This window comes from Planctomycetota bacterium (assembly GCA_035384565.1).
In the GTDB taxonomy this organism is placed as follows: domain Bacteria; phylum Planctomycetota; class PUPC01; order DSUN01; family DSUN01; genus DAOOIT01.
On record DAOOIT010000014.1, the window covers coordinates 38,473 to 60,669 of the forward strand.

13 protein-coding genes are annotated in these 22,197 nt (G+C 66.8%); 8 read left to right on the plus strand and 5 right to left on the minus strand.

Annotated elements, in window-relative coordinates; all coding sequences use genetic code 11:
• Positions 1-5: 5 nt before the first annotated feature.
• Together PLE19_07300 and PLE19_07305 are read right to left on the minus strand one after the other, a co-directional pair.
• Complete coding sequence (locus tag PLE19_07300; protein HPD14737.1) at positions 6-464, minus strand: hypothetical protein; 459 nt, start codon at positions 462-464, stop codon at positions 6-8.
• A gap of 36 nt (positions 465-500) precedes the next feature.
• Positions 501-2,465: a hypothetical protein gene (locus PLE19_07305; GenBank protein HPD14738.1), complete on the minus strand. Its 1,965-nt coding sequence runs from the start codon at positions 2,463-2,465 to the stop codon at positions 501-503.
• A gap of 176 nt (positions 2,466-2,641) precedes the next feature.
• Here PLE19_07305 and PLE19_07310 point away from each other — a divergent pair, with 176 nt between their 5' ends.
• Positions 2,642-3,742: a uroporphyrinogen decarboxylase family protein gene (locus tag PLE19_07310; protein ID HPD14739.1), complete on the plus strand. Its 1,101-nt coding sequence runs from the start codon at positions 2,642-2,644 to the stop codon at positions 3,740-3,742.
• An 8-nt stretch (positions 3,743-3,750) separates the two neighbouring features.
• On the opposite strand, the gene PLE19_07315 is transcribed toward PLE19_07310, so the two are convergent.
• The gene (locus tag PLE19_07315) at positions 3,751-9,405 is read right to left on the minus strand and encodes a peptidylprolyl isomerase (GenBank protein HPD14740.1); all 5,655 of its coding nucleotides are present in this window, start codon (positions 9,403-9,405) and stop codon (positions 3,751-3,753) included.
• 374 nt (positions 9,406-9,779) lie between these two features.
• Entirely contained in the window at positions 9,780-11,231 is a 1,452-nt protein-coding gene (locus PLE19_07320; GenBank protein ID HPD14741.1) for a Gfo/Idh/MocA family oxidoreductase, read from the minus strand.
• Between the two features lie 627 nt (positions 11,232-11,858).
• On the opposite strand from PLE19_07320, the gene PLE19_07325 reads away from it, so the two are divergent.
• The 6 genes from PLE19_07325 (at position 11,859) to PLE19_07350 (ending at position 18,554) form a co-directional block, all read left to right on the plus strand.
• Positions 11,859-13,514, plus strand: coding sequence for a hypothetical protein (locus tag PLE19_07325; GenBank protein ID HPD14742.1), 1,656 nt, complete (start codon positions 11,859-11,861; stop codon positions 13,512-13,514).
• Positions 13,515-13,540: 26 nt separating this feature from the next.
• Positions 13,541-14,239, plus strand: a complete 699-nt coding sequence (locus PLE19_07330; GenBank protein HPD14743.1) for a hypothetical protein — start codon at positions 13,541-13,543, stop codon at positions 14,237-14,239.
• A gap of 29 nt (positions 14,240-14,268) precedes the next feature.
• Positions 14,269-14,964 (plus strand): hypothetical protein, encoded by a 696-nt coding sequence (locus PLE19_07335; GenBank protein HPD14744.1) that lies wholly within the window; start codon positions 14,269-14,271, stop codon positions 14,962-14,964.
• Between the two features lie 177 nt (positions 14,965-15,141).
• Positions 15,142-16,176, plus strand: a complete 1,035-nt coding sequence (locus tag PLE19_07340; GenBank protein ID HPD14745.1) for an alcohol dehydrogenase catalytic domain-containing protein — start codon at positions 15,142-15,144, stop codon at positions 16,174-16,176.
• Positions 16,177-16,182: 6 nt separating this feature from the next.
• Positions 16,183-17,724 carry an FGGY family carbohydrate kinase gene (locus PLE19_07345; GenBank protein HPD14746.1) on the plus strand — a complete coding sequence of 514 codons (1,542 nt, stop codon included), beginning with the start codon at positions 16,183-16,185 and terminating at the stop codon, positions 17,722-17,724.
• 74 nt (positions 17,725-17,798) lie between these two features.
• Positions 17,799-18,554: a DUF1080 domain-containing protein gene (locus tag PLE19_07350; GenBank protein HPD14747.1), complete on the plus strand. Its 756-nt coding sequence runs from the start codon at positions 17,799-17,801 to the stop codon at positions 18,552-18,554.
• Between the two features lie 236 nt (positions 18,555-18,790).
• Here PLE19_07350 and PLE19_07355 read toward each other — a convergent pair whose 3' ends face one another.
• The gene (locus tag PLE19_07355) at positions 18,791-19,774 is read right to left on the minus strand and encodes a Gfo/Idh/MocA family oxidoreductase (GenBank protein HPD14748.1); all 984 of its coding nucleotides are present in this window, start codon (positions 19,772-19,774) and stop codon (positions 18,791-18,793) included.
• A gap of 95 nt (positions 19,775-19,869) precedes the next feature.
• Between PLE19_07355 and PLE19_07360 the strand changes: the two genes are divergently transcribed.
• Complete coding sequence (locus tag PLE19_07360; protein ID HPD14749.1) at positions 19,870-22,173, plus strand: hypothetical protein; 2,304 nt, start codon at positions 19,870-19,872, stop codon at positions 22,171-22,173.
• The last annotated feature ends 24 nt before the right edge of the window (positions 22,174-22,197 follow it).

Below are 22,197 nucleotides of genomic sequence, written 5' to 3' on the forward strand. Positions count from 1 at the left end.
CTGCCTCACTGAGGGAGAGCCGCATCCTCCCCGTCGGCGCTCAGCCTGTTTGCCGGGGTCCCATACTCCGCCTCGGGCTCGCGCACACCGTCGAGCCCCCCAAACCGGTCGAGCAGCCGGTCCAGCGATGCGTTGGCGCGCGCCAGGAGGTCCTTGCCTTCCACCACGCGGTCGGGCGCGCACCCTCGCTTGCTGACGACGGCATCCAGGGCCGCGGCGCACTCGGAGAGAGCGCTGTGGGAGTCCTCGAACGCCCTCAGCCGCGCCGGCTGGAGGCGTTTGCCATTGCCCTGGGCGATGTGGTAGAGAGCCGACAGGGCCATGCGGTCCAGGTGGTCCCAGACGTGGCGCATCCTCTCGTGTTTCTCCGGCCTCACCTCGTCGCCCAGGGCCTCGGCCCAGGCCAGGAATTGCAGGATAAGTTGGTACGCCTCCAGCTTCTCGTGCTCGAAGACGGCCTTCACAGGTGGCTCTCCGTCAGAGGAACGTGGCGATGGGCCTCAGTACGGCCAGTAGCTGTACGGGTCCACGCCTGCGAGAATGCCGTGAATGTCCCACAGGCAGCCCACCACGAACTCGCCCAGCACAAGGCCGATGAAGAACGGCACCGTGCGGCGATAGGCCTTGGCGCCGCCATAGTGCAGGATGACCCACTTGAGCACCCAACTGGCGAAGATGGGGAACCAGAGCTGCTCCATGGACCAACTGCCCGAGACGGCGTAGCCAACCGGATGCAGGGGCCACCAGGCGAACCGCATCCGCAGCACGGCCAGCACGAGAGCGCCCGCGATGCCCACGCCGGTGGCGATGCTCGCCCCCGTGTTTGCGGGCTGGGGGCTGCTGATCCAGGGGTGCAGGTTGCGCGAGTAGGGCTCGAAGCCGAACCACCAGCCGGGTCCCACCGCGCTGGCCTCCATGCCGTACTTGTAGCCCACGTGCAGCATGGCCCAGAAGCCGCCGAAGATGCCGACGGCCAAGGCGACCAGCATCGCCGCCAGCATCCGGCGCGCCGAGGTCTGGGTCTGTTGGGCAATCTTGTAGCCTTCGAGCGACGGGGCAATCGCGTGGCCGCGGTAGGCCCGGTTGAAGAACCACGTGAGCGCGAGCGCCGTGAGCGTGTAGGGGCCCAGCGCCCCCAGCGGCTTCATGCCCAGCACGCGCGGCAGCATCTGGTCGGGGCCGGCATAGTGCAGGTCGTGGGCGGGCGGCCCCAGTTCAGCACGCATCCGCGCGATGGCGATGGCGATGGCCATGTACAGGATGAGAAACAACACGATGACCCACAGCGCCATGCCAAGCCAGCTCAGGAATATCCCCTGGTAGATCAGACACCCCGCCAGCAGCATGGCCGCCGTGCGGTACGGCAGCGCCTCGCGCGACTCATCCAGGCGTTTCGCGCCGATCAGGTGGAGGAACAGCTCCTTGAGATACCGCCGGCTCACCCACACGGCGATGAGGCACAGGGCCAGGTACCCGCCCGCCGTCTGATCGTTGACGAAGGGAAACCCTGGGATGGCGATGCCGAAGGCGCTCGACAGGATGCGCTGCACCTGGAACAGGAGGAAGAAGAACCAGCACGAGAACGCCAGGTCCAGCGGCAGGAAGAAGCACACGCCGATGGCAAAGGGGTACAGGCTGAACCACATCTCGCCCACAGCGTTCCAGGGGCGCTCGGTGAGGTAGCGTCTCAGGTTGTCAATGTGCACCACGGGAATGCTGGGCACTGCCGGGTAGAGGTGACTCAAGCCGTTCACCAGGTCAATCGCCGCCGCGATGGCGAAACCGTACCATAGCAGGCGATTCGAGAACAGCCGCCGCGTCTGCGTGGTGACCAGCAGCGGAATCTGGATGACGGGATAGGAAAGCTTCTCGTTCTCTGTCCACTGCTTGCGCAGCAGCGTGTTGATGAGGAACAGCGAGCCCACGAGCACGAAGATGAAGCTGCCCCACCACAGCATCGGGCGGCCCCAGGCCAGGACCACTGGCCAGTCGTACATCGAGGAGCCGCCCTGGTAGTAGCCGCGCACAAGGTCGGGCGCGTCCAGCAGCACGAACTTGGGCAGATAGGGATGGAACTTCTCCCAGCCGTTCTCGGGCGTCGCGCCCCACCAGGCGTGGGTGATCATCGAGACAAGGATCTCGATGCTGTCGTGACCGCACACGACCGACCCGATGGTGAGCATCACGTAGACCGTGAGCAGTTCGCCCGGGTTGAGCGCAACACGCGGCCACCAGCGCTTCACCAGCAGATTGCCCACCGTGAGCAGGAAGAGCATGAAGACGACGTGCGGCATCAGCGAGACCGTGGTCGGCTGAGACGAGTACCACAGGATCTCGGATTGGATGAGCCACATGCACGTGATGGGGATCAGCGCGGCACCGATACAGACGGAGCGCAGAGTCACCGAACAGGCCTCGGCCTGCGCGTCGGGCATCGGGCTGGGCTGCCGCGTCGCATCGTCCATCGGGATGCTGGCTCCTCGCGCCTTCGCTCGGCTGCACTATACGGCCCGTTGCGAGGCGAGTCAAGCTTGACTTGCCGTCGGCCCACACTACACTGAGAGCGCGGCAGGCTGCGCCGAGAGGCGCGGCAGAACACAGCACAGGACCATGCTTTCGGGAGTCGACACGAGGGCACCGCATGACGTACAGCGACAGGTATCTGGCCTTCATGGGCCTCGCCCCGAAGCGCATCCCCCACTGGGAGCACTGGTCGTGCCCCGACGCGGAGACCTACCTCACGGGGATTGACTACTACGAGCACCCGAAGCTGTGCCGAGAGCGGCTCCGCGAGCTGTATCCGCAACTGGAGCTGGGCATCCCGGCCACCGACGAGCCGAAGCCCCGCCCGAAGCTCGACCTCGTGGGCCAAAGCTCGACGACCGATGGCGAGGGCTACCACCGCGTCCGATGGGGCGACGGCGAGACGAGCCTGTGGGACTGGGGGAAGCACTTCAAGACAGCCGACGACGTGTTCGCCTTCTCGCCGCTGGAGCGGGCGGCCGATTTTGCCAGGATACCGGTGGTGGAGAGCCGCGACTATTCGGACGAGGCGAAGCTCTACGAGGCCTACCGCAAGGGCTACCCGCCCGAATGGGGCGACCACGCGCCCGAGGGCTCCACCGCCTCGTGCGGCTTCTACAACACGATGTTCATGTGGCCCCTGCTCACCTTCGGCTGGGAGCTGTTCCTCGAAACGTGCCTCGACCCACGTTTCGAGCGGATCATGGACGAGTTCGCCGAGATCAACCGCCGCGTGTTCCGCGTCTTCGCGCGCCTGCCCGTCAACTTCGTCGTCTGCCACGACGACATCGTCACCAGCCGCGGCCCCGTTTGCTCGCCCGCGTGGATGCACAAGTACATCTTCCCCCGCTACGAAGAGTTCTGGAGCATCGTGAAGGCCGCGGGCAAACAGGTAATCTTCATGGTGGACGGCTGCATAGATGCCTATGCCGACGATGTGTTCGCCTGTGGCGCCCGCGGCATCATCAGCGAGCCGTACACCGACTACAAGGCACTCGCCCGGCGGCACCGGGATTGCTTCCTCGCGGGCGAGGGCGACAACCGCGTGCTCTACCGCAACCGCCCTGCCGAAATCGAGGCCATGGTGCGCAGCATGGTCGAGACCGCCCGGATGACCGGCGGCTACATGATGTGCATCGGCAACCACATCCCGTGGAACGTGCCCCCGCCCGCCATCAAGCTCTACCTCGACCTCTCGGCCGAGCTGGCGAGGCGATGAGCGGCGCGCTACGTGGTGATCTGCCGCACAACCAGGTCGCCTGTGAGGCCCGGCCATTTCATGGGCCACGAGTACTTGGCGCCGGCCTGCGACCAGGAGACGGACGGCAGGTTCTGCCCGGCAACGCCGAAAGCCTTGCCGCCGTTGTTCGTCTGCACCTCGCGGAGGGTGACCGAGCTGATCGTGCGCGCCGCGACGATGGAGTTGAGGAAGGAGTAGGTGGAGATCGTGGTGGGGATGCCCACGATCTCGAACTTGCCGATGGTGGAGGCGCTCGTGAAGTCGGCCAGAGCGCTCGGAAGGCCGGTAACACTGCTCGCCACGCCAGCGTAGACCTTGCTGGAGTCCATTCCTCCAACAGTGAAGGAGGAGATGTTGCCGGTCGCGCGTACCACAGTGTTGTAGAACCACGAGAAGACGTTGACGGTGCCGATGTTGCCGGCGACGGTCCAGGTGCCTCCGAGGACTCGGCGGGCCACGTTCACCGTGCCGAGGGTGTTGGCCACTCCCTGCGCGCCGGTGAGGTTGAGGCTGGCCGCGAAGTCGGCGTAGATGCCGCGTGTGAGATCGCCCACGATGCTCAGTGACCCCAGGGCCGCGGCCTTGATGGTGCCGGCCATCCAGGCGAGGCTCGAGATCGAGTTGATGGCTCCGGCGATGGTGAGGCTGAGGTTGGCCACGTAGCCAGGCGTGGCCGTGAGGAGGCGACTGGCGGTCACGGTGCCGCCATTCCAGCTCGCGGCGACGAGCGAGTTGACGGTGCCGTCCACGGTCAGGTTGCCGGCCGTCACATCGCCCAGCGCCAGCGACGTGACGTTGCCGTGGGCTTTGAGGGTCCAGCTCTCGACGAAGCCCGCCAGGATGGAGCCGATATGGCCGGTGATGTCCCAGGTGCCGAGGGCAAGGCCCTGCGCGATGCGGGCGGCGCCAAGCGTGGGGCTGCCGGCCGCCACGCCCTGGCCGGTGAGCTGGACATCGGGGGTGAAGTGCCCGACAATGGCGCCGGTCTTGCTGCCCGTGGTCGCAAGGGAGCCGATGGAGTGCGCCCAGAGGCTGCCGCCCATCCAGTTGGTGGCGGCCAGCGAGCCGATGGCGCCGTTGACCGCCAGTTCGCTGTTCGAGACGGCGCCGAGGACGAGCTTGCCAGCGGGGCCGCCGATCCCGCAATCCCAGTCCACCGTGCTGTTCAGCACCGTGAGGGAACCCACGCCGCCGTTGAGGTCCCAGCTCGCGCCTTTGAGCGAGCCGGCGATGCTGGCCTTGGGCAGCACCTGGCCGGTGCCGGTGAGCTTCAGGTCAGCCTCGAAGTCGCCGGGCAGCAGCAGGGTGCTGTTGGCCTTGGTCGCGAGCGAGTTGAGGCGGGCGGCGGTGATGCCGCCGCCGAGCCACTTGGACACCGCCACGCTACCCACACCCCCAGGCACATTCACAGTGGTGCCATTGGCGCGCGGCGCCGAGAGGGAGGCGATGGAGAGGCCCGCGGCGTTCGCGCCGGTCGTGGTGATCGTTGCCGCCAGGTCGCGCGAGGAGATGATCGCGCCGATCCAAGCGGCCTTGATCGAGCCGGCGAGGGTGGTGGTGGCCGTGAGGCTGGTAAGGACGCCCTGGACGTGCAGCGTCCAGCCCGCCGCCGAGCTGCCGAGCGCGAGCTTGCCCACGGCACCGCTGATCTGCCAAGTGCCCCCCGTGATCTGGGCGATGGTGGCGGCAGGGAGCGTCCCCTTGAGAGCGCCCACACCGGAAAGCTGCACGTTTGCCCCGAAGGCCCCTGTGACGGTGAGCTTCGAAATCCACGGCGCCGTGAGGGTGGAGCCGACCCATTGGTTGAGCGTGAGGGAGCTGAGGCCGGCGGCGACCGTGATGTCGGAGCCGGGGTTGGGAATGTTGCGTAGGGTGAGCGCCGTGCCCTTGCCGGCGCCGGCTCCCGGCAACAGAATGTCCGCGCCGGCCAGCACGTCGCGGAGCACCAGGGTCGTCACGGAGCCGTTGCCGGTCATCAGGATGCCGTCGCGATAGAGGTCCATCGTCGGCCCGCTGAGTGCGCCCATAGGCGTGGCGCCGGTGATGCCCCAGAGGCGCGCGCCGGCCGTGGTGCCCCCTGCCGTCACGAAGGCCAGCGAACTGCTGGCCGTGGTGTTGGACAGCTCGACGCGGAAGACATCCACCATGCCGCCGACTGTGACCGCCTTGCCGTTGTTGACGATCGCCCCCAGGTTGCCCACGAAGAGCACGCGTGCCTGGCCGCCCTTGAAGCTCAGCGTCACCACGGTGCCATCGGGGTCGGTGTAGACAAGTGTGCCCGGCAGCCCATCGCCCAGGAACACGCCGGGCTGGTTGATCACGAGGTTCACCAGACCGGGCTGAGAGGTGCGGCCATCCAGGTCCTTCACCGTGTACGTGAAGGGATCCACGCCCACGAAGCCTGCGGGGGGCGTGTAAGCGATCGCGCCCGTCACAGGGTCCACCACGGCTGCGCCGTACTGCGGCGGGGTGACGATGACCACGGAGGTGGGGTCAATCGGCCGCCCCTGCGAGAGGTCGTTGGCCAGCACGTTCACCACCACAGCAACGCTGGGGTCGGTGGTCGGGTCGTCGCGCACGGCGACCGGCGGCCCGGTGACAACGACTTGGAAGGTGTCCTCGACGACGGCCCCGGCGCGATCGGTGGCGCGCACGGTGATGTTGGCCGTGCCCCAGCCGCCGGGGGCATAGGCGAGCACCAGCGCTCCGTTCTGGATCGTTGCGGTGACGAGGGCGGTGTTGTCGTTGAGCACCGTGTAGGTCAGCGCGGGCTCTGTGGTGATGGTGTTGACCAGGATGACGTTGTCCGCCGTGGGCATCGCGGGGAAGTTGGTGTAGTTTCGCAGCGGCAGTGTGTCGAACGGCGAGTTGAAGGCGTAGGTGGGCAGGGCGGCGATGGCATCCACCACGCTCATCCCGTCAATCACGTAGCCGAAGACCGTGAAGCCGCCGTTCTGCTGGTCGAGGTTGGCGGAGTTGTCGGCCAGGTTGAAGAACCACGACGATGTGGCGCTGTTGGGGTTGCCCTCGACCTTCGCCATAGCGATGGTGCCGCGGATATTCGAGTGCAGGAACTCGTTCTGGATGGGCGGGTCGGTGGGAATCTCGGTCCACGTGGGATAAGCGTAACTGCCGCCCTGGATCACGAAGCTCGGCACCGAGCGGTGGATCACCGTGCTGTTGTAGTCGCCGTCGGATACGTACTTAAGGAAGTTGGCCACCGTGATCGGCGTGTCGCCATCGTAGAGCATCACCGTGATCACGCCCAGCGTGGTGTTGAAGCGGGCGATGGTGCCCTGCCCGTCGGGGTCAGAGAAACGGCCCGACAGGTTGATCTGAGCGTTGGGCGCTCCCTGCTCGGCTGCCACATCGCCAAACGGCTGGAGAAGGACGGGCAGTGCGTTCACGCTCAGGGACACTGTGACGGTCTGCGTCTGGCGGCCATAGGTGTCGGCCACGAAGTACGTGAACGAGTCGGGGCCGTAATACCCTGGTGCGGGCGTGTAGGTGACGGCCCCCGTCAGGGGATCCACCAGCGTGGCGCCGTGCGCCACATCAGTGACGATGGTCACGGAGGCAGGGTCGAGCGGGTAGTCGCCCGCCACATCGTTATCGAGCACGGGGACGATGACCGGCGTGCCCTGATTCGTCCCAGCCGAGTCTGGGTGGGCAACGGGCGACGCCGCGACCTCCACGGTGAAGGTGTCTTCAACATAGAGGCCCCGCGCGTCGGTGCCGCGCACGGTGATGTTGGCCACCCCGCGTTCGCCGGCGGCGTAGGCCAGCGTGAGCTTGCCGTCGGTGACCGTGGCCGTGAGCAGATCGGGGTTGTCGTTCCAGACCTGGAATGTCAGCGGCGAGAGGACGACGATGTTGTTCAGCAGGACGACGTTCGCGGCAGCCGGCTCATTCGGGAAGCTGCTGTAGTTGATGAGGGGCAGTTGATCGAAGGGGCTGTTGAAGGCATAGGTGGGCAGGGCGGCAATGGCCAGCACCACGTCCATGCCCGCCGTCACGTGCCCGAACACGGTGAACCCGCCGTTCTGGTAGTCGAGATTGGCGGAGTTGTCGGCCAGGTTGAAGAACCACTGGCTCGTCGCACTGTTCGGATCGCCGCTGAGCTTGGCCATGGCGATCGTGCCGTAGGTGTTCGAAATGCCGGGCTCGTTCTGGATGGGGGGGTCCGTGGGGATGTCGGTCCAGCCCGGATACCGGTAGCCTCCGCCCTGGAGCACGAAGCCGGGCACGGAGCGGTGGATGACCGAGCTGGCATAGTCGCCGTCGTAGACGTACTTGAGGAAGTTGGCCACCGTGATCGGGGTCTGCGTGTCGTACAACGTGACGTAGATGGCCCCCATGACGGTATCGAACCGCACGCTCGTCGCCGGGGAGTCGGGGTCGGACAAGTACTGCGTGAGATCAATCACGGTGGATGCCGTGCCGTACTCGATGGCCAGGTCCGGCATCGGCTGGGTGAGCAAGGGAGCAGCGTTCACTGTCATGCTCACGGTTGCCACCGCCGATAGCGTGCCCAGCATGTCCGCCACCGTGTAGGTGAATGTGTCGGGGCCGGTGTAGCCGGGGTCGGGCGTGTAGGTGATCTCGCCCGTGTCGGGATTGACAGAGGTCTGGCCATGGCTCGGCGCCGTGCCCACGGTGACCGACGCAGGGTCCAGCGGCGAACTCGTGGCGACGTCGTTGGCCAGGACGTCAATGACCACCGGCTGGTCCTCGTCGGTGACCGCCGTGTCGTTGTGGCTGAGGGGCCGCCCCTGCACGGTGACAACAAAGCTGTCCTCGACAAACGTGCCGTCGAGGTCGGTCGCCCGCACGGTGATCGTGGCCGTGCCCCATTGCCCCGCGGCGTAGGCCAACGTGAGCGACGTGCCGTTCAGCGTGGCCGTGACCAGGTCGGGGTTGTCGTTGGTCACCGTGAGAGTAAGCTTGCTGACCCCGTAGATATCGTTCACGAGCACCACGTTGGCGCTGCCGGGCTGCGACCCGTCACCGGGGTAGTCGCGCAGCGGGATCTCGGGGAACTGGATGCCGTTGACCGTAACGTCGTAGGTCGGCACCGCCGCGATGGCATCGGCCACCTCCATGCCGTTGCCCAGCACGCGCCCGAACACGGTGTAACCACCGTTCTCGAAGTCGAACGTGGCCGAGTTGTCGGCGAGGTTGATGAACCACTGGCTCGTCGCTCCGTCGGGCTCGCCGTCGGGCTTCCACATGGCCAGGGTGCCGCGGGTGTTCGAGATGCCCGGCTCGTTCTGGACCGGCGGATCAGCCGGGACGGTCTGCCATTCGGGATACCAGTAGCCCCCACCCTGAATGAGCACGCCCGGCACCGAGCGGTCAATCAGGCTCGACCAGTAGTCCTCGTCGTCCATGTAACTCAGGAAGTTCGCCACAGTGAGCGGCGTGGCGGCGTCGTAGAGCTCGACGTCAATGTTGCCCAGGTTCGTATTGATTCGCACCGTGGTGCCGGTGACCGCGGGGTCGTCGAAGGTGCCGCTGAGGTCCAGCACGGTGTTCGGCGAGCCGGTGAACACATCCACGTCGTCAATCGGCGTGAGGAGGGTCGCGGAGAGCAACTGCCGCGGCTCGAGGGCTTCGAGGCGGAGTCGGACTCGTTTCTCCATGGGTGCCTGGTTCCCTTCGTTCTCCGCCGGAAGCGGACCCCTTCAGCCGCTTCCGAAAGATTCATATGCTTTGGCTCTGCAAATCCCATGCCATCCGATGGCCACCAAGCTCTGTCTTGCTGATGACCGCAACGCCCCATCACATCTGCGCTTAGAACGGCACAACGAACCGCCAGGCACCGTTGTCCGACAGGCCGAGTCCGCAGAATCAGACAACCTGTATGGTATTCCTGCGCATCCTCGCATGCTGGCGGCCGACTCGTCTCCCCACTATCCACGCGCAACGCCGACCTCCCAGGCGACGTCAGGACGCCCGCGGGTCCCTGTGTGTCACCGGATGGCCGGACCGGAGACGGCGCGGCAGGCTCAGACAGTCACAACGTCCAGCCCTCGCGATAGGGCGGCCGGAGCAGCTTGTCCGCCTCCTCGTGGTTGACGATGCGGCAGGCAACGGGGTCGAACTCCAGCGGCCGGTCGGGGAATAGCGTGGCCACGTTGGCCAGGAGGAACCATTCGGTGAAGGGTCCGCTGAAGGCGTTGAAGCACCCCATGGGCGTCAGCCCCTTCGTCATGCCGTCCACCCAACCGCGCAGGAAGCGTCCGGGCAACGGACGCGGCAGCGATTGAGGCGGAGGGGGCAGGTCCTTGAACTTCTCCTCTGGAAGCAGCGCCATCGTGGCGTCCCCGTGCCCGAAGGTGTACATCGCGCCCTCGGTGCCGAACCAGAGGTTCCCGGTCCAACTGCTCCAACGCTTGTCGTCGGGACTGCCCCACTCTGGGTGCTTGCCAAAGAACTCGCGAAGGAAGTCGCGGCGGCGCTTCTCGACCTCGCCGCCGCCGGCAAACCAGCTAAGGCGGATCGGGGGGAGGTCCATGCGTGCCGGGATATCCCAGTGCACGATGCTGGAGCGCGGAAACGTCAGCTCGCACACCTCGCAGCACTCGGCGGTAACCTTGATGGTCTTGGCGCCGGCGGCGGGCGGCTTCTTGTCAATCGGCCAAAGGGTCTCAAGCTTCATGGCCTTGTAGAGTGTCGCCCAAAGGTGCGCGCCCCACCAGCCGGGGTGCCCGCACGAGAAGTCGCGCCACATGGCGTGCTGGAGCCACTCCGGGTGGTAGGGCCTGTAGGTCGCAGGGCCCAGCCACAGGTCCCAGTTGAGATAGTCGGGCACCTGGTGTTCGCCCGAGGGCTTCGGGCGCGGGCCGGCGCCGCCCCCGCCCCACATGTGAATGGTCTGAATCTCGCCCAGACGGCCCGCCCACACGCTCTCGATCACGCGCTCGTTGTAGCCGCCCTGATTGCCCATCTGCGTCGAGAGCTTCTTCTCCACCGTCAGTTCCGCCAGCGTCCGGGCCTCGTGGAGTGTGCGGGTCAGCCCCTTCTCGCAGAAGACGTGGAGGCCAGCGCGCAGAGCCAGGGCCGATGGCGCGGCGTGCACGTGGTCGGGGGTGGCGACGACCACCGCATCGAGCTTCGAACCCATCTCCGCGATCATCACACGGAAGTCCTCGTACTTCGGAACGTCCGGGTACCGCTTGAACGACTCGGCGGCTTTCTGCTTGTTCACGTCGCACATAGCGGCGATGCGGCCGCCGGTCTGCTGGCGGATAGACGACCACCCCTCCTCCACACAGAAGCCCGCGCCGCGCCCGCCGACGCCCACCACCGCCACCTGCAACTGCTCGTTGGCCGCATATGCACGAGGCTGGCACCTGGTGAGCAACAGAGCGCCGGCGCCCGCCGCCGAGCCGAGAAAGCCTCGCCGCGTCAGGCTGACCCGGTGTGCAGCGGCCGACCTGTTTCGTCCCTTGCACTCAGCGGCCATGCTCCACCTCCTTTCGCGTGTCGTCGCAACCGTCCTCGGGCGTCCCACGCCATCCTTCCCGCCCCCAACCTACTACCGCCGCCGGGGGGTGTCAAGGGGGGATCTCAGCTTTTCTCCACGCCAAGGAGCTACCGTGCTCGCGGAAGCAAGAGCCCCCGGCGCCCTGGGCTTTGAGGATTGACGTGGAATGCAACGTTGCCCGTGGCTTGCGCGACCTCGCCATCGCGGGGCTTCCGTTGTCAAACCTCTCTCGCCCCATCGCACCTGCGGCGGTTCCATGTCCACCGAATTCTCAACAATGGACTTGACAAGATAGATAGCGTGTGATATTGTCTGATTGTGTCAGATAGTTCATACACGTTCTGGGTCTTTCGGATAGCGGGCGGCTGATGATGCAGATAAGCTACTCGCCGCTGGCCCTTCTGGCCTGTCTAGTTGCACGCTACACCTGCTCGATGGGCGGATGCCGCTCGCGCCCGCTCTCCGCCGCCCGCTCGCCCCCTCCGTTGCTCCCCTGGCTGCACCTAACCTCCCTCTGGATGCGAAAGGAGGAGTCCAATGGGGGAACACGGAGCATTGCAAGGTCAGCACACACCTCAGCGTCAGCCACCCTCGGCACCCGGCACAGTGCACATCACGCTGTCGCGGCTCGCGGCCAAGGCGGCTCGCCACAACCCTGTTTATCTCATCAGTGCAGCGTTGATGATCCTGGGCGTCTACACTATCGTCCGGCCCGGCACGCAGACCCTCGGCAATCTTCCGGCCATCCTGGCCACCTTCTTCACTCTCCAATTCTACGAGCTGCTGCTCGTCGGGATTGCGATCTTGCTGGTCTGCCGACGCCGGGTGATGGACGACGGTGCGACGCTCGCGCTCATCGAATCGCTGCTCGCCATCGGGTGCTTCGTGATAGCCGACGAGCTTACGTTCAAGGATGGGCGTATGGCGCTCGGCCTGCTCCTGGGGTTCGCGGCGCTCGTTCTGGCGGCGGGCCGGTTCGCGGCGCTCGGCGTGGCAGTCGGGCGCCGGCTGGTGTTCTCGGGGGCCGGCCTGATCCTCGTCGCCCTGCTCTCCTGGAACGCGATCGCCCCCAACTGGGTGGCCCGGCTCCATGACCTCGACAGCCCTCTCATCGGCGTGGGGTGCCTGTCGGGCTGGTGGGTGCTGGCTGTCCTCGCACTGGGCTTTGCGCTCAATGCCGCGTTCGAGAGGGACCGCCTGTGGCCGGAAACCCAGCCCTTCGTAAAGACGCCGCTGGCGCGCTGGGCCATTGCCGGCCTCGTCCTTACCGGCTCCGCACTCCACGAGTACTGGCTCGGCTACATCCTCGACGTCTCGTTCCAGCTCAGTGACATCCTACCGCTCGTCACCGTGGCGGCGTTCGGGGCGATGGCCCTGGCGGCGCGGAGCGAGCGGGTGGGCGTCATCGAGCACCTGGCGGCGGGGGCGCCGGCCGCAGTGGCCGTCCTCGCGCTTCTAACAGGCGGCTTCGAGCCTCAGTGCCCGCCGGTCGGCGCCTTCGCTTCCCGCGAGGCATTCGTGCACGAGCTTCGCATGCTCTCATGGCCTACAGCGTGGCTGGCGGTGGCCGCGGGCATCGTGGCGCTTCAGGCGTGGCGTCGGCGCTCTGTGCCCCTGGCTCACCAGGCTTCGGCTTGCCTGCTCCTCGCCGTGCTCTTCTCCACGACGACCCAGCCTGAGGAGCTGGAACTGGCGTGGAACGCGTTCGAGTTCACCCTCGCCGCCTACTGCCTCGTGATGGCAGCAGTCACGGCCCGCGCCGAATGGGCGGCGGGCTGCCTCGCCGCGCTCAACCATCTCGCCTGGCGCAACCTGCCTGCGGAGCCGGGCGTGGGCATCTACGTCGAGCCCTACCTGCTTCTGCTGGCGCTCATCGGCGCGTCTTACTTCGCGCTATGGCTCATGTTCCGGCGACAGATCGAGACGCGCGTCGCCCACATGGGCAGCCTGCTCGTGCTCGTGGCGGCCATCGCCGTCAACTTCTCTGAGGCTACGGAGGCGCCAGCCTGGGCGCTCGCGGCGGCGACTCTTCTCATTGCGGCAGGGTTCGCGGTCAGCGCCTGGTCGCTGCACTGGCCCGCCTACTACGGCTTGGCCCTGCTCACAGCCACGGTGCCGCTCGCACGTGAGGTGAGCCGCTCGGAGGCCAAGCTCGGCTCGCCCACTGGCTGGGTGCTCGTGATGGCCGCCTTCGTGGCCCTCGGACTCGGCTTCCTCGTGAGCATGCGGAAGCGAGCCGCCACGCCTGGCTCAAGCACGTAGCTCACCCCCTGTTGGAGGGTAGCCACATGGCAACACCGTCTGGGACCAAGTTGTCCGATCTCCTCATCGCCATCGGGCTCTTCGCGCTCGTGGGCACGTTGCTCGTGCCCGCTTGCGACCGGGCGATGGGCAGGGCGCGGGAGGAGGCCCGGCGCATTCGGTGCAGAGGAAACCTCAACCAATTGGCGAAGGGAATGGCCACCTATCTCAACGAGTGCGGCGACAACCGTTTCTATCCCTGGCCGGCCGGCTACGCGGGCTGCGGCACCGCCGAGTCGCCTGACTTCGGCGGCGCCGAGTGGCTGGCCGCGCTCTACTGGACCCGCATCATCCCCGACCCGGGCGTCAACCTCTGCCCAAGTTCGCCCGACACGAACGAGGGGGGCATCCTGATGGGCAGCAACGGCTGCCCAGGCGGCAACCCGCTCGCGCCGGGCGCCGTCAGCTATGCGGCAATGGGCGACCGGAGCGTGGGCATCTACCTCGCCTCGAAGCAGGGCAAGGGCGCCGCCTACGCGACCTCGAAGCTCCCGATCAAGGACGACTTCTCGCCCAACGAGCCAATGGCGTCCGATGACACGCAGCCTCCCATCAACCACGGCAGGAGAGGCAACGGCTCGATGTCAGTCCTGTTCTTCGACAGCCACGTGGAGTGTTGGACCAACGCCAAGGTGGACCTCGAGCGCGGGGTCGGACAGGGCGAGTTGTGCATGCTCATGAACTGACCAGTTCCGCAACACCTGGAGGGCATCCGATGGCTACATCCTCTGGCATCAGGTTGTCCCACGTTCTCATCGTCGTGGGCGTCCTTGCGCTCCTCGCGGGCATGGTGCTTCCGGCGCTCCGGCGCTCGAGGGAGAGCGAGCGCCGCGGCCCCGGCCACCGCTGCCGAAACAACCTCAACCAACTCGCGAAAGGCATGGCGACGTATCTGAACGAGTTCGGCGACAACCGCTTCTATCCGTGGCCGGCCGGTCGGCCAGGGTGCGGCACTGTGGAGAGGCCCAGCTTCGGCGGCGCAGAGTGGCTGGCAACGCTCTACTGGACTCGGGTAATCCTTGACCCGGGCGTCTTCCTCTGCCCCGGCTCGCCCGACGACAACGAGATGGGCGTGAAGCTGGGCAGCAACGGGTGCCCGGGCGGCAAGCCGCTCGCCCCCGATGCCGTGAGCTACGCCGCGATGGGCGACGTGAGTGTGGGCATCTACCTGGCCACCAAGCAGAGCAAGGGCGCTGCTTACGCGACCTCCAGGCTCGCCATCCGCGACGACTTTCCCCCCAACGAACCGATGGCCTGCGACGACACCGAGGGGCCGATTCACCACGGCGAGCGCAACAATGGCGGGATGGGCGTGCTCTTCTTCGACAGCCACGTCGAGTACTGGACCTACACGCGCGTTGACCTCGAGCGTGGCGTGGGCCGGGGCGACCTGTGCGCGCTGAGGAACTGAAGGGGCTGCAATAGGAGGGATAGGACCGATAGGACAGATAGGACGCATGCCTTCGGGACGCCCTGAGGCCAGACGCGTCCTATCGGTCCTACGCGCCCCTCGAAGGCTGCGCGGCCTTTACACGCACCACTCAGCCGCTATAATGGGCAGCACCCTCTGCCAGCGAAGGAGCTGCCCATGCCGACAATGAAAGCCGCCGTGTGCAAGGCCAGAGAGACCATAGCAATCGAGGACGTGCCTCGGCCCACGCCGAAGCGCGGTGAGGTGCTGGTGGCGGTGAAGGCCACGGGCCTGTGCGGCTCGGACGTGGACGGCTACACGGGCCACCACCCGATGATCAAGTGGCCGATTATCCTGGGCCACGAGTGCTCGGGCGTCGTCGCCGAGGTTGGCCCCGGCGAGACCCGCTGGAAGCCGGGCGACCCGGTGGTCGTGGAGCCGTTCTTCACGTGCAAGACCTGTCCCGCCTGCCTCCGAGGCCAGTATAACCTGTGCGTTGACCTGAAGATCACGGGACACCAGGTGCCCGGGTCGCTGGCGGAGTTCGTGATCGCCGAGTCGTTTTTCCTCCACCCGAAGCCTGCGAACCTGTCGTTTGCCGAGGCGGCCATTGCCGAGCCTGTGTCGGGCTCGCTCCACGGGGTCGAGCGGGCGAACCCGCGGCTGGGCAGTTTCGTGACGATCCTGGGCTGTGGCACCATCGGCGTGCTGGCGATGCAGCACTGCCTCAACAAGGGCGCGGAGGTGCTCATCGCCGACCCCGCCGCCTTCAAGCGAAAGGTGGCGAAGGACCTGGGCGTCCACCACGCGCTCGACCCGCTGAAGGAAGATGTGAAGGCCCGGGTGAAGGAACTCACGGGCGGCATCGGGGCCGATGTCGTCATCGAGGCCGTGGGGAAGCCCGAGACCCTCGCCGCCACGGTGGGCCTCGTGCGGCGCGGCGGCACGATCCTGCTCATCGGGTGGTCGGGGAACAAGACCGACGCCTTCGACCTCACGAGCGTGACCCTCGACGAACTGACCGTGCTGGGCACGCTCGGCTTCTGCTGGGACCACAAGGCCGCACTTCGGCTCCTCAGCCAGGGCAAGGTGACCGTGAAGCCGATCATCAGCCATCGTCTGCCCCTGGACCGCGTCGAGGACGGGATCAGGATGCTTCAGAGCCATGCCGAGGGGGTCTGGAAGATCGCGATCACGGAAGAAGAGGTCTGAACCGCCGTGGCACAGTTGCTCGCCGGCCTGGATATTGGCACGTCGGGGGTCAAGGTGGGGGTCGCCGATGCATCCGGTCACCTGCTGGGCCTTGGCCGCGCGGCTCACGCCAACGACAGCCCCCGCCCTGGCTGGGTGCAGTGCGACCCCGAGCGCTGGTGGCAGGGGGTGATCGCCTCGCTGCATCAGGCCTGTGCCGAGGCAAAGGCGTCGCCGGCCGACATTGCGGCGGTGGGCGTGAGCGTGCTCTTCCCCTGCGTGGCCCCTCTGGACGCCGATGGCCGCGCCCTGCACCCCGCCCTGCTCTACTGCGACCGGCGTAGTTGCGCCCAAGCCGAGGCAATCGCCGCACTGGTGCCCAGGCAGGAATACGAGGCCACCATCGGGAACGTGCTAACCCCCGGCACCTGCGCCGCCACAAGCCTCCTCTGGCTGTGCGAGGAGGCGCCCGACGCGTGGCACCGCGCCCACTCGCTCGGCTTCGCCAACACGGCCATCACGGCGCGCCTGACGGGAGAGTTCTGCACCGACCCTACCCAGGTGGCGCTCTCAGGGCTCGTGGACATTCGTGACCCCTGGCGCTGGAACGAGGCGCTGTGCGAGCGGCTCGCCATAGCGGCCGACCGCCTGCCGCGCGTGGCCGGAGCGGACGAAGTCATCGGCACCGTCACCCGGACCGCGGCGCGAGAGACGGGGCTCAACCCTGGCACGCCCGTCGTTTGCGGCTGCGGCGACGTGCCCGCCTCGGCCCTGGGCGCCGGCGCCGCCGAGCCAGGCACGGTCATCTATGTCGCCGGCTCAACCGACTGCGTGGCCGTGCCCACCTGCGCGCCGACGCCCGACCGACGCTGGGTGAACTCCGCCTACATCCCGCGCGGATTGTGGCTGCCGATCGGCACCACGACGTCGAGCGGGGTCTCCGTCGAGTGGTTCTGCCGGGAGCTTCTCGGCCAACCGGGAGCCGAAGGGCTCCGCTCGCTCACCGAGCTCGCACAGCAGGCTCCCCCTGGCGCTGGGGGCCTGCTCTATCTGCCGTACCTCCAGGGCGAACGCACGCCCATCTGGGACCCCAAGGCTCGCGGCTCGTTCTTCGGCCTCTCAACTGCCACGACGCGCGCCGACCTCGCCCGCTCGGTGCTCGAGGGCACGGCGTTCGCTCTGCGCCAGGTCGTCGCATGCCTCGAAACCGTGCTCGGCTCCCCCCTCGCCGAGATTCGCTCCGTTGGCGGCGGCACCCGCAACCCGCTATGGAACCAGATCAAGGCCGACGTGCTCGGCAAGCGCCTGGCAGTCCTCGAGTTCCAGGAGACGAGTGCGCTGGGCGCGGCGCTCCTCGCCGCCGTGGGCGCCGGCTTGTGCGAATCCTTCGCGGCGGCGGCCCGCGCCGCCCGCGCCGCGAACCGCGTCCGCCTGATCGAGCCCCACGCCTCCCGAACGGCCTCCTACGACTATCTCTTCCGCCTCTTCGCGGGCCTCTATCCGGCCACCCGCCCGCTTGCCCGCCGCCTGAGTTCCTGGGGCGCGCCTCGAGACTCCAACCCGCCTTGACACCGCCGCCGGGTCCCACTACGATATCCACACCTCTCGGGCTGGCCTTCACTCGAACGCGAAAGGAGCCACAGATGGCGCCGGAGCAGAAGAACCTGGGTTACAGCGACACCCCCTTTATCCCGGGCACCAACTACCGGGTTCACGACGGCAACCGCCCTCAACCCCGCATCATCAGTCCCGGCACCGCCAGCACACAAGAGCGCCCGGGCCTGGCGCCCTCCGACGCCGTCCTGCTCTTCGACGGCACCACGCTCGACAAGTGGGCTTCGATGGACGGCTCGCCCGCGAGGTGGAAGCTCGAGAGCGGCTACATGGAGGTCGTGCCCAAGACGGGCAACATTCGCACGAAGGCCGAGTTCGGCGATTGTCAGCTCCACCTCGAGTGGGCGGCGCCCACCGTGGTAAAGGGCGAGAGCCAGGGCCGCGGCAACAGCGGCGTCTTCCTGATGGGCCTCTATGAGATTCAGGTGCTGGACTGCTACGACAACCCCACCTACCCCGACGGCACGACGGCGGCAATCTACGGCCAGTATCCGCCGCTCGTCAACGCCTGCCGAAGGCCCGGCGAGTGGCAGACCTATGACATCGTGTGGGTCGCGCCGCGCTTCGATGGCGACAGGCTGCTCGGCCCGGCGCGCGTCACTGTGTTCCACAACGGCATCGTCGTACACCACGCCACTGAGCTTCAAGGCCCGACACGTCATCGCCAGACGGCGTCGTACACACCTCATCCCCCGGTCGGGCCTCTGGTGCTTCAGGACCACGGCGACCTAGTGCGCTATCGCAACATCTGGTATCGCGGGTTGAAGGGCTACGACCAAGCCTGAGTCGCCCCCGACCCGGGCGAGGCCCCTGTCGTAGAATGCGATTTCCGCCTCGCTCGTTATTTCACAAGAGCATCATCCCGATCGCCACAAGTATCATTCGATACTACGCTTGTGGCGAAACAGCATGACCGCGGACCGCCCGAAGGTCTCCCTGGTCGCGCGGACCGTCCGGAGCCCCGTACAGAGCATCCTGACGCGTTTTCTGCTCGAGACACAACCGACCACTAGCACTAGGTTTATGGATTCAGTCGCCAAGCGGCTGCACTCCGCTTCGCCCGGATCGCCATTCGAGTCGGATGCAGTTCCTCCTCCAGCGGCAACGGCATTCGACCCAGGTTAAGCAACGACTCGACGTAGAAGTCGAAGTAGTCCTTGCCAGGGGCGTCGGTGTTGATGGGGCCGCGGTCCTCGTCGCCGACCACGAGCCGTGTGTGCGCGCCGCCATCGGTGGCCTCGACGAAGCCCTTGGTGCCGAAAACCCGCAGGTGCTCATTCCCCCACCGCCCGAAGCCCTTGGGGTTCAGGTAGTTGGCGATCACGCTCGCGACGCCGCCGTTCGCGAGAGTCATCATGAGGGCCGCAGCTATTCGCAGGCCGCCGCCGGCCACCGGATTGCCAAGCGTGGTCTCGACTCCTTGAATCTCGGCGATCCGTTGCCCCGCCACGTGCTCGACGAAGCGCAGGGCGTGGATGCTCGCCTGCCCGATGATCCCGCCATCCACATCCTCGTCCTGCGGCCGGCCGTCGTGGTACGGATAGGACTTCTGGGCGAAGACCTGGACGACGGTGCCGATGGTCCCCGCGGCCACAAGTTGGCGCATGGCCAGATACGGCTGCTCAAAAGCCGTGCCGGCCATCTCGTGGAACCGTTGGCCCGTGGCCGATACGGCAGCGATGAGGGCGTCGAGGTCCTCCTCGGCCATCGCGCAGGGCTTCTCGGCGTAGACGTGCTTGCCCGCCTCCATGCAGCGGAGGGCATCCGCGGCCTGGTCGCGCCGCCGCGGCGAACAGAGCGAGATGAGTTCGACCTCCTCGTCCTCGATCAACTGGTCCAGGGACACATAGTGGCGGATCGCGAGGTCTTCTTTCTCTCCGAACGTGAGGACCTCGGGCGGAAATGCCGCCGTGGCGACGAGTCGCGCCCAGGGGTGGTTCGCCAACAGGCGGTGAATCTGGTGTCCGTTGGCGCCGTAGATGCCGACCCCGAGCTTCTCAGCCATCCCCGTGTCTCCGTGCTTGCCTGCTGGAAAAACGCGCCCGAGCGATTATACTGGCTGTCGTTGCCTTTCGCCATACGGAGCCGAGGAGAAGGCCCATGAAAGCGTTCGGTCGTCTGCCCGTGGCCGCTGCGATCGCGTTCGCCTCGATTCACGCCGCGCTCGGGGCCGCATGCACCGCAACGTTCCAGCCTGACATCAAGGCTGGCCTGTTGACAGTGGACATTTCGAGCGTACCCCGCGACGCGACCATCTTCCGCGCCGAGCTGGTGCTGAGGCTGGTCACCGGCTTCACACAACGCTCGCTGGCGCAAACCAATGTTCACATCGAAGGCGAGACGATTCGCGGGGCAGAAGCGCCCCGCCTACAGTTCGTCGCGCCCCGCTTCGCGGGGCTCGACGCGCTGGAAGCCGTCCAGGCCGCGCACAAGGCGGGCAAGCCGCTGACGCTCAAGATCGTCTCCACCGCGGCCGGCGTCTCGCACCTCGAAGTCTCCTACGTCGGTGGCAGGCCCAGGACTGAGGCGATCCCCGCCGCGACAGGCGTGCAGGCGGTCCACCGCAAGGGCCAGACGCTCATCACCTTCAGCGAGCCAAGGGTGGAGCCCATCCCCGAGTTCAAGACCGGCGCCGACGTGAAGGCGTTCACTGGCGACTTCGCCAAGAAGCACCCCGGCCTTGCGCTCCGCATCTGGCGGAGCGCCGAGAAGATCACGCCCGAGACCATTGCCAAGGCCAGACTGGTCGGCGAGTGCGGCTTCTTCTCGTGCTGGAACGCGACCTATCACCAGGATGAGACGGGGCGGAAGCCGCCAGTGCTCTACCGTGTGTCCGACCTCGGCGAGCCGCTGGCCTGGGGCACCGGCGTCTACGCGCATAACCCTGCCGAGGCGGGCAAAGCCTTCTACGCAGTGACAGTGGCCGTCAACGGCGAGGAGGACTTCTCGCAGCTTGCGGCCGCCGCCGAGCCGGTCGAGGAGGTCGTCGGCCAGGGCGAGCCAGTCCTCCAATGGATCGAAGAGCCCGACCCCAAGGACGGCTGGCAGTACCGCCGCGGCAAGATGGCCCGCCTCATCTACACCCGTTGGGAGGCCTGGCCGCACTCCTCGGTGCCGAACAACCCGATTGACTACCTGGTCGTCCTGCCCCTCCAGCCCAAGCCCGAGAGGCCTGGCGGCGAAGCCGAATATAACTCGTTCCGCGTTGACCCCGCGCCGGTCGGCCTCCACCTCCACTGCTGGGGCGGGAGCCTCAACGGCGGCTACGGCTGGTGGTACAACGCCCACAGAGGCGCAGTGCTCATCGCCTCCAACCAGATTCCCTACGACTGGTGGACCGGCTACCACGAATCGCGGGGGACCGCCAAGAGCTTCGGTGACGGCCACGTGCAGCCCTTCACGATGAACCGCATGTTCGCCTTCCTCGACTGGGCGGCCAAGCAACACGCCGAGGCGCCCGAGAAGGTGCGGGCTCTATGGCCGAGGCTCGACCTCACGCGCGTCTTCACCGCCGGCAACTCGATGGGCGCCTCGGGCGCGCCCATGTACGCCATCCGCCACGGCGACCGCATCGCCTGGGCCATCGGATGGGTGGGCATCCACGTGCCCGAGCTCAGCCCGGGCTTCAAGGGCTCTTATGAGAACAGCTATGGGAGGCGCGACCCCGCCATCACCATGCCCGACGGCAAGACCTCGCCGTGGGACTACTTCAGCGACGTGTGGTGGATGAAGCAGAATCCGAAGGCCGAAACCGGGCTGATCATCGCCTCGAACGGCAAGAACGACGGCGGCATCGGCTGGCCGCAAGCCGTCCAGTTCGCCCGCACCCTCCAGGAGACGCGGCGGCCACACATCTACAACTGGGGCCTCGGCGGACACGGCACCCGCACGATCATCGGCTCCAACTTCGACCAGGATGTCCGCACCGACCAGAGCCTCCCCGCCTTCACCAACTGCTCGCTCGACGACAACATCGGCACCGCCACGCCGAAACCCAAGGAACAGCTCGAGGCCGAGCAGAAGCAGCAGCAGGACGAGGTGGCCGCCAAGAAGCGTCGCGAGGTCATCGTTGACCCTTACGACGGCGACCCGCAGGGCGCCTACAACGCCTGGCTCCGCTGGCGGACGGACGACATCGTGGACACCGTCGACGCCTGGGAACTCACCGTCATCCTACTCGACAAAGCGCCCAAGGACGCCTGCACCGTTGACCTCACCCCCCGCCGCCTCCAGAAGTTCCGCACCCCCAGCAGCGCCAGGTTCGCCTACACCGTCACCGAAGTCAAGAGCGGCAAGGAGCTCGCCTCAGGCGCCGCCACTGCCGACGAGCACGACCTCCTCACCCTCAAACAAATCCCCCTTGCCAAAGGCGAGAACCGCGTCAAGGTCCTCCTTTCGCGCTAAGGACTCGCCACTACGGAGACTCGG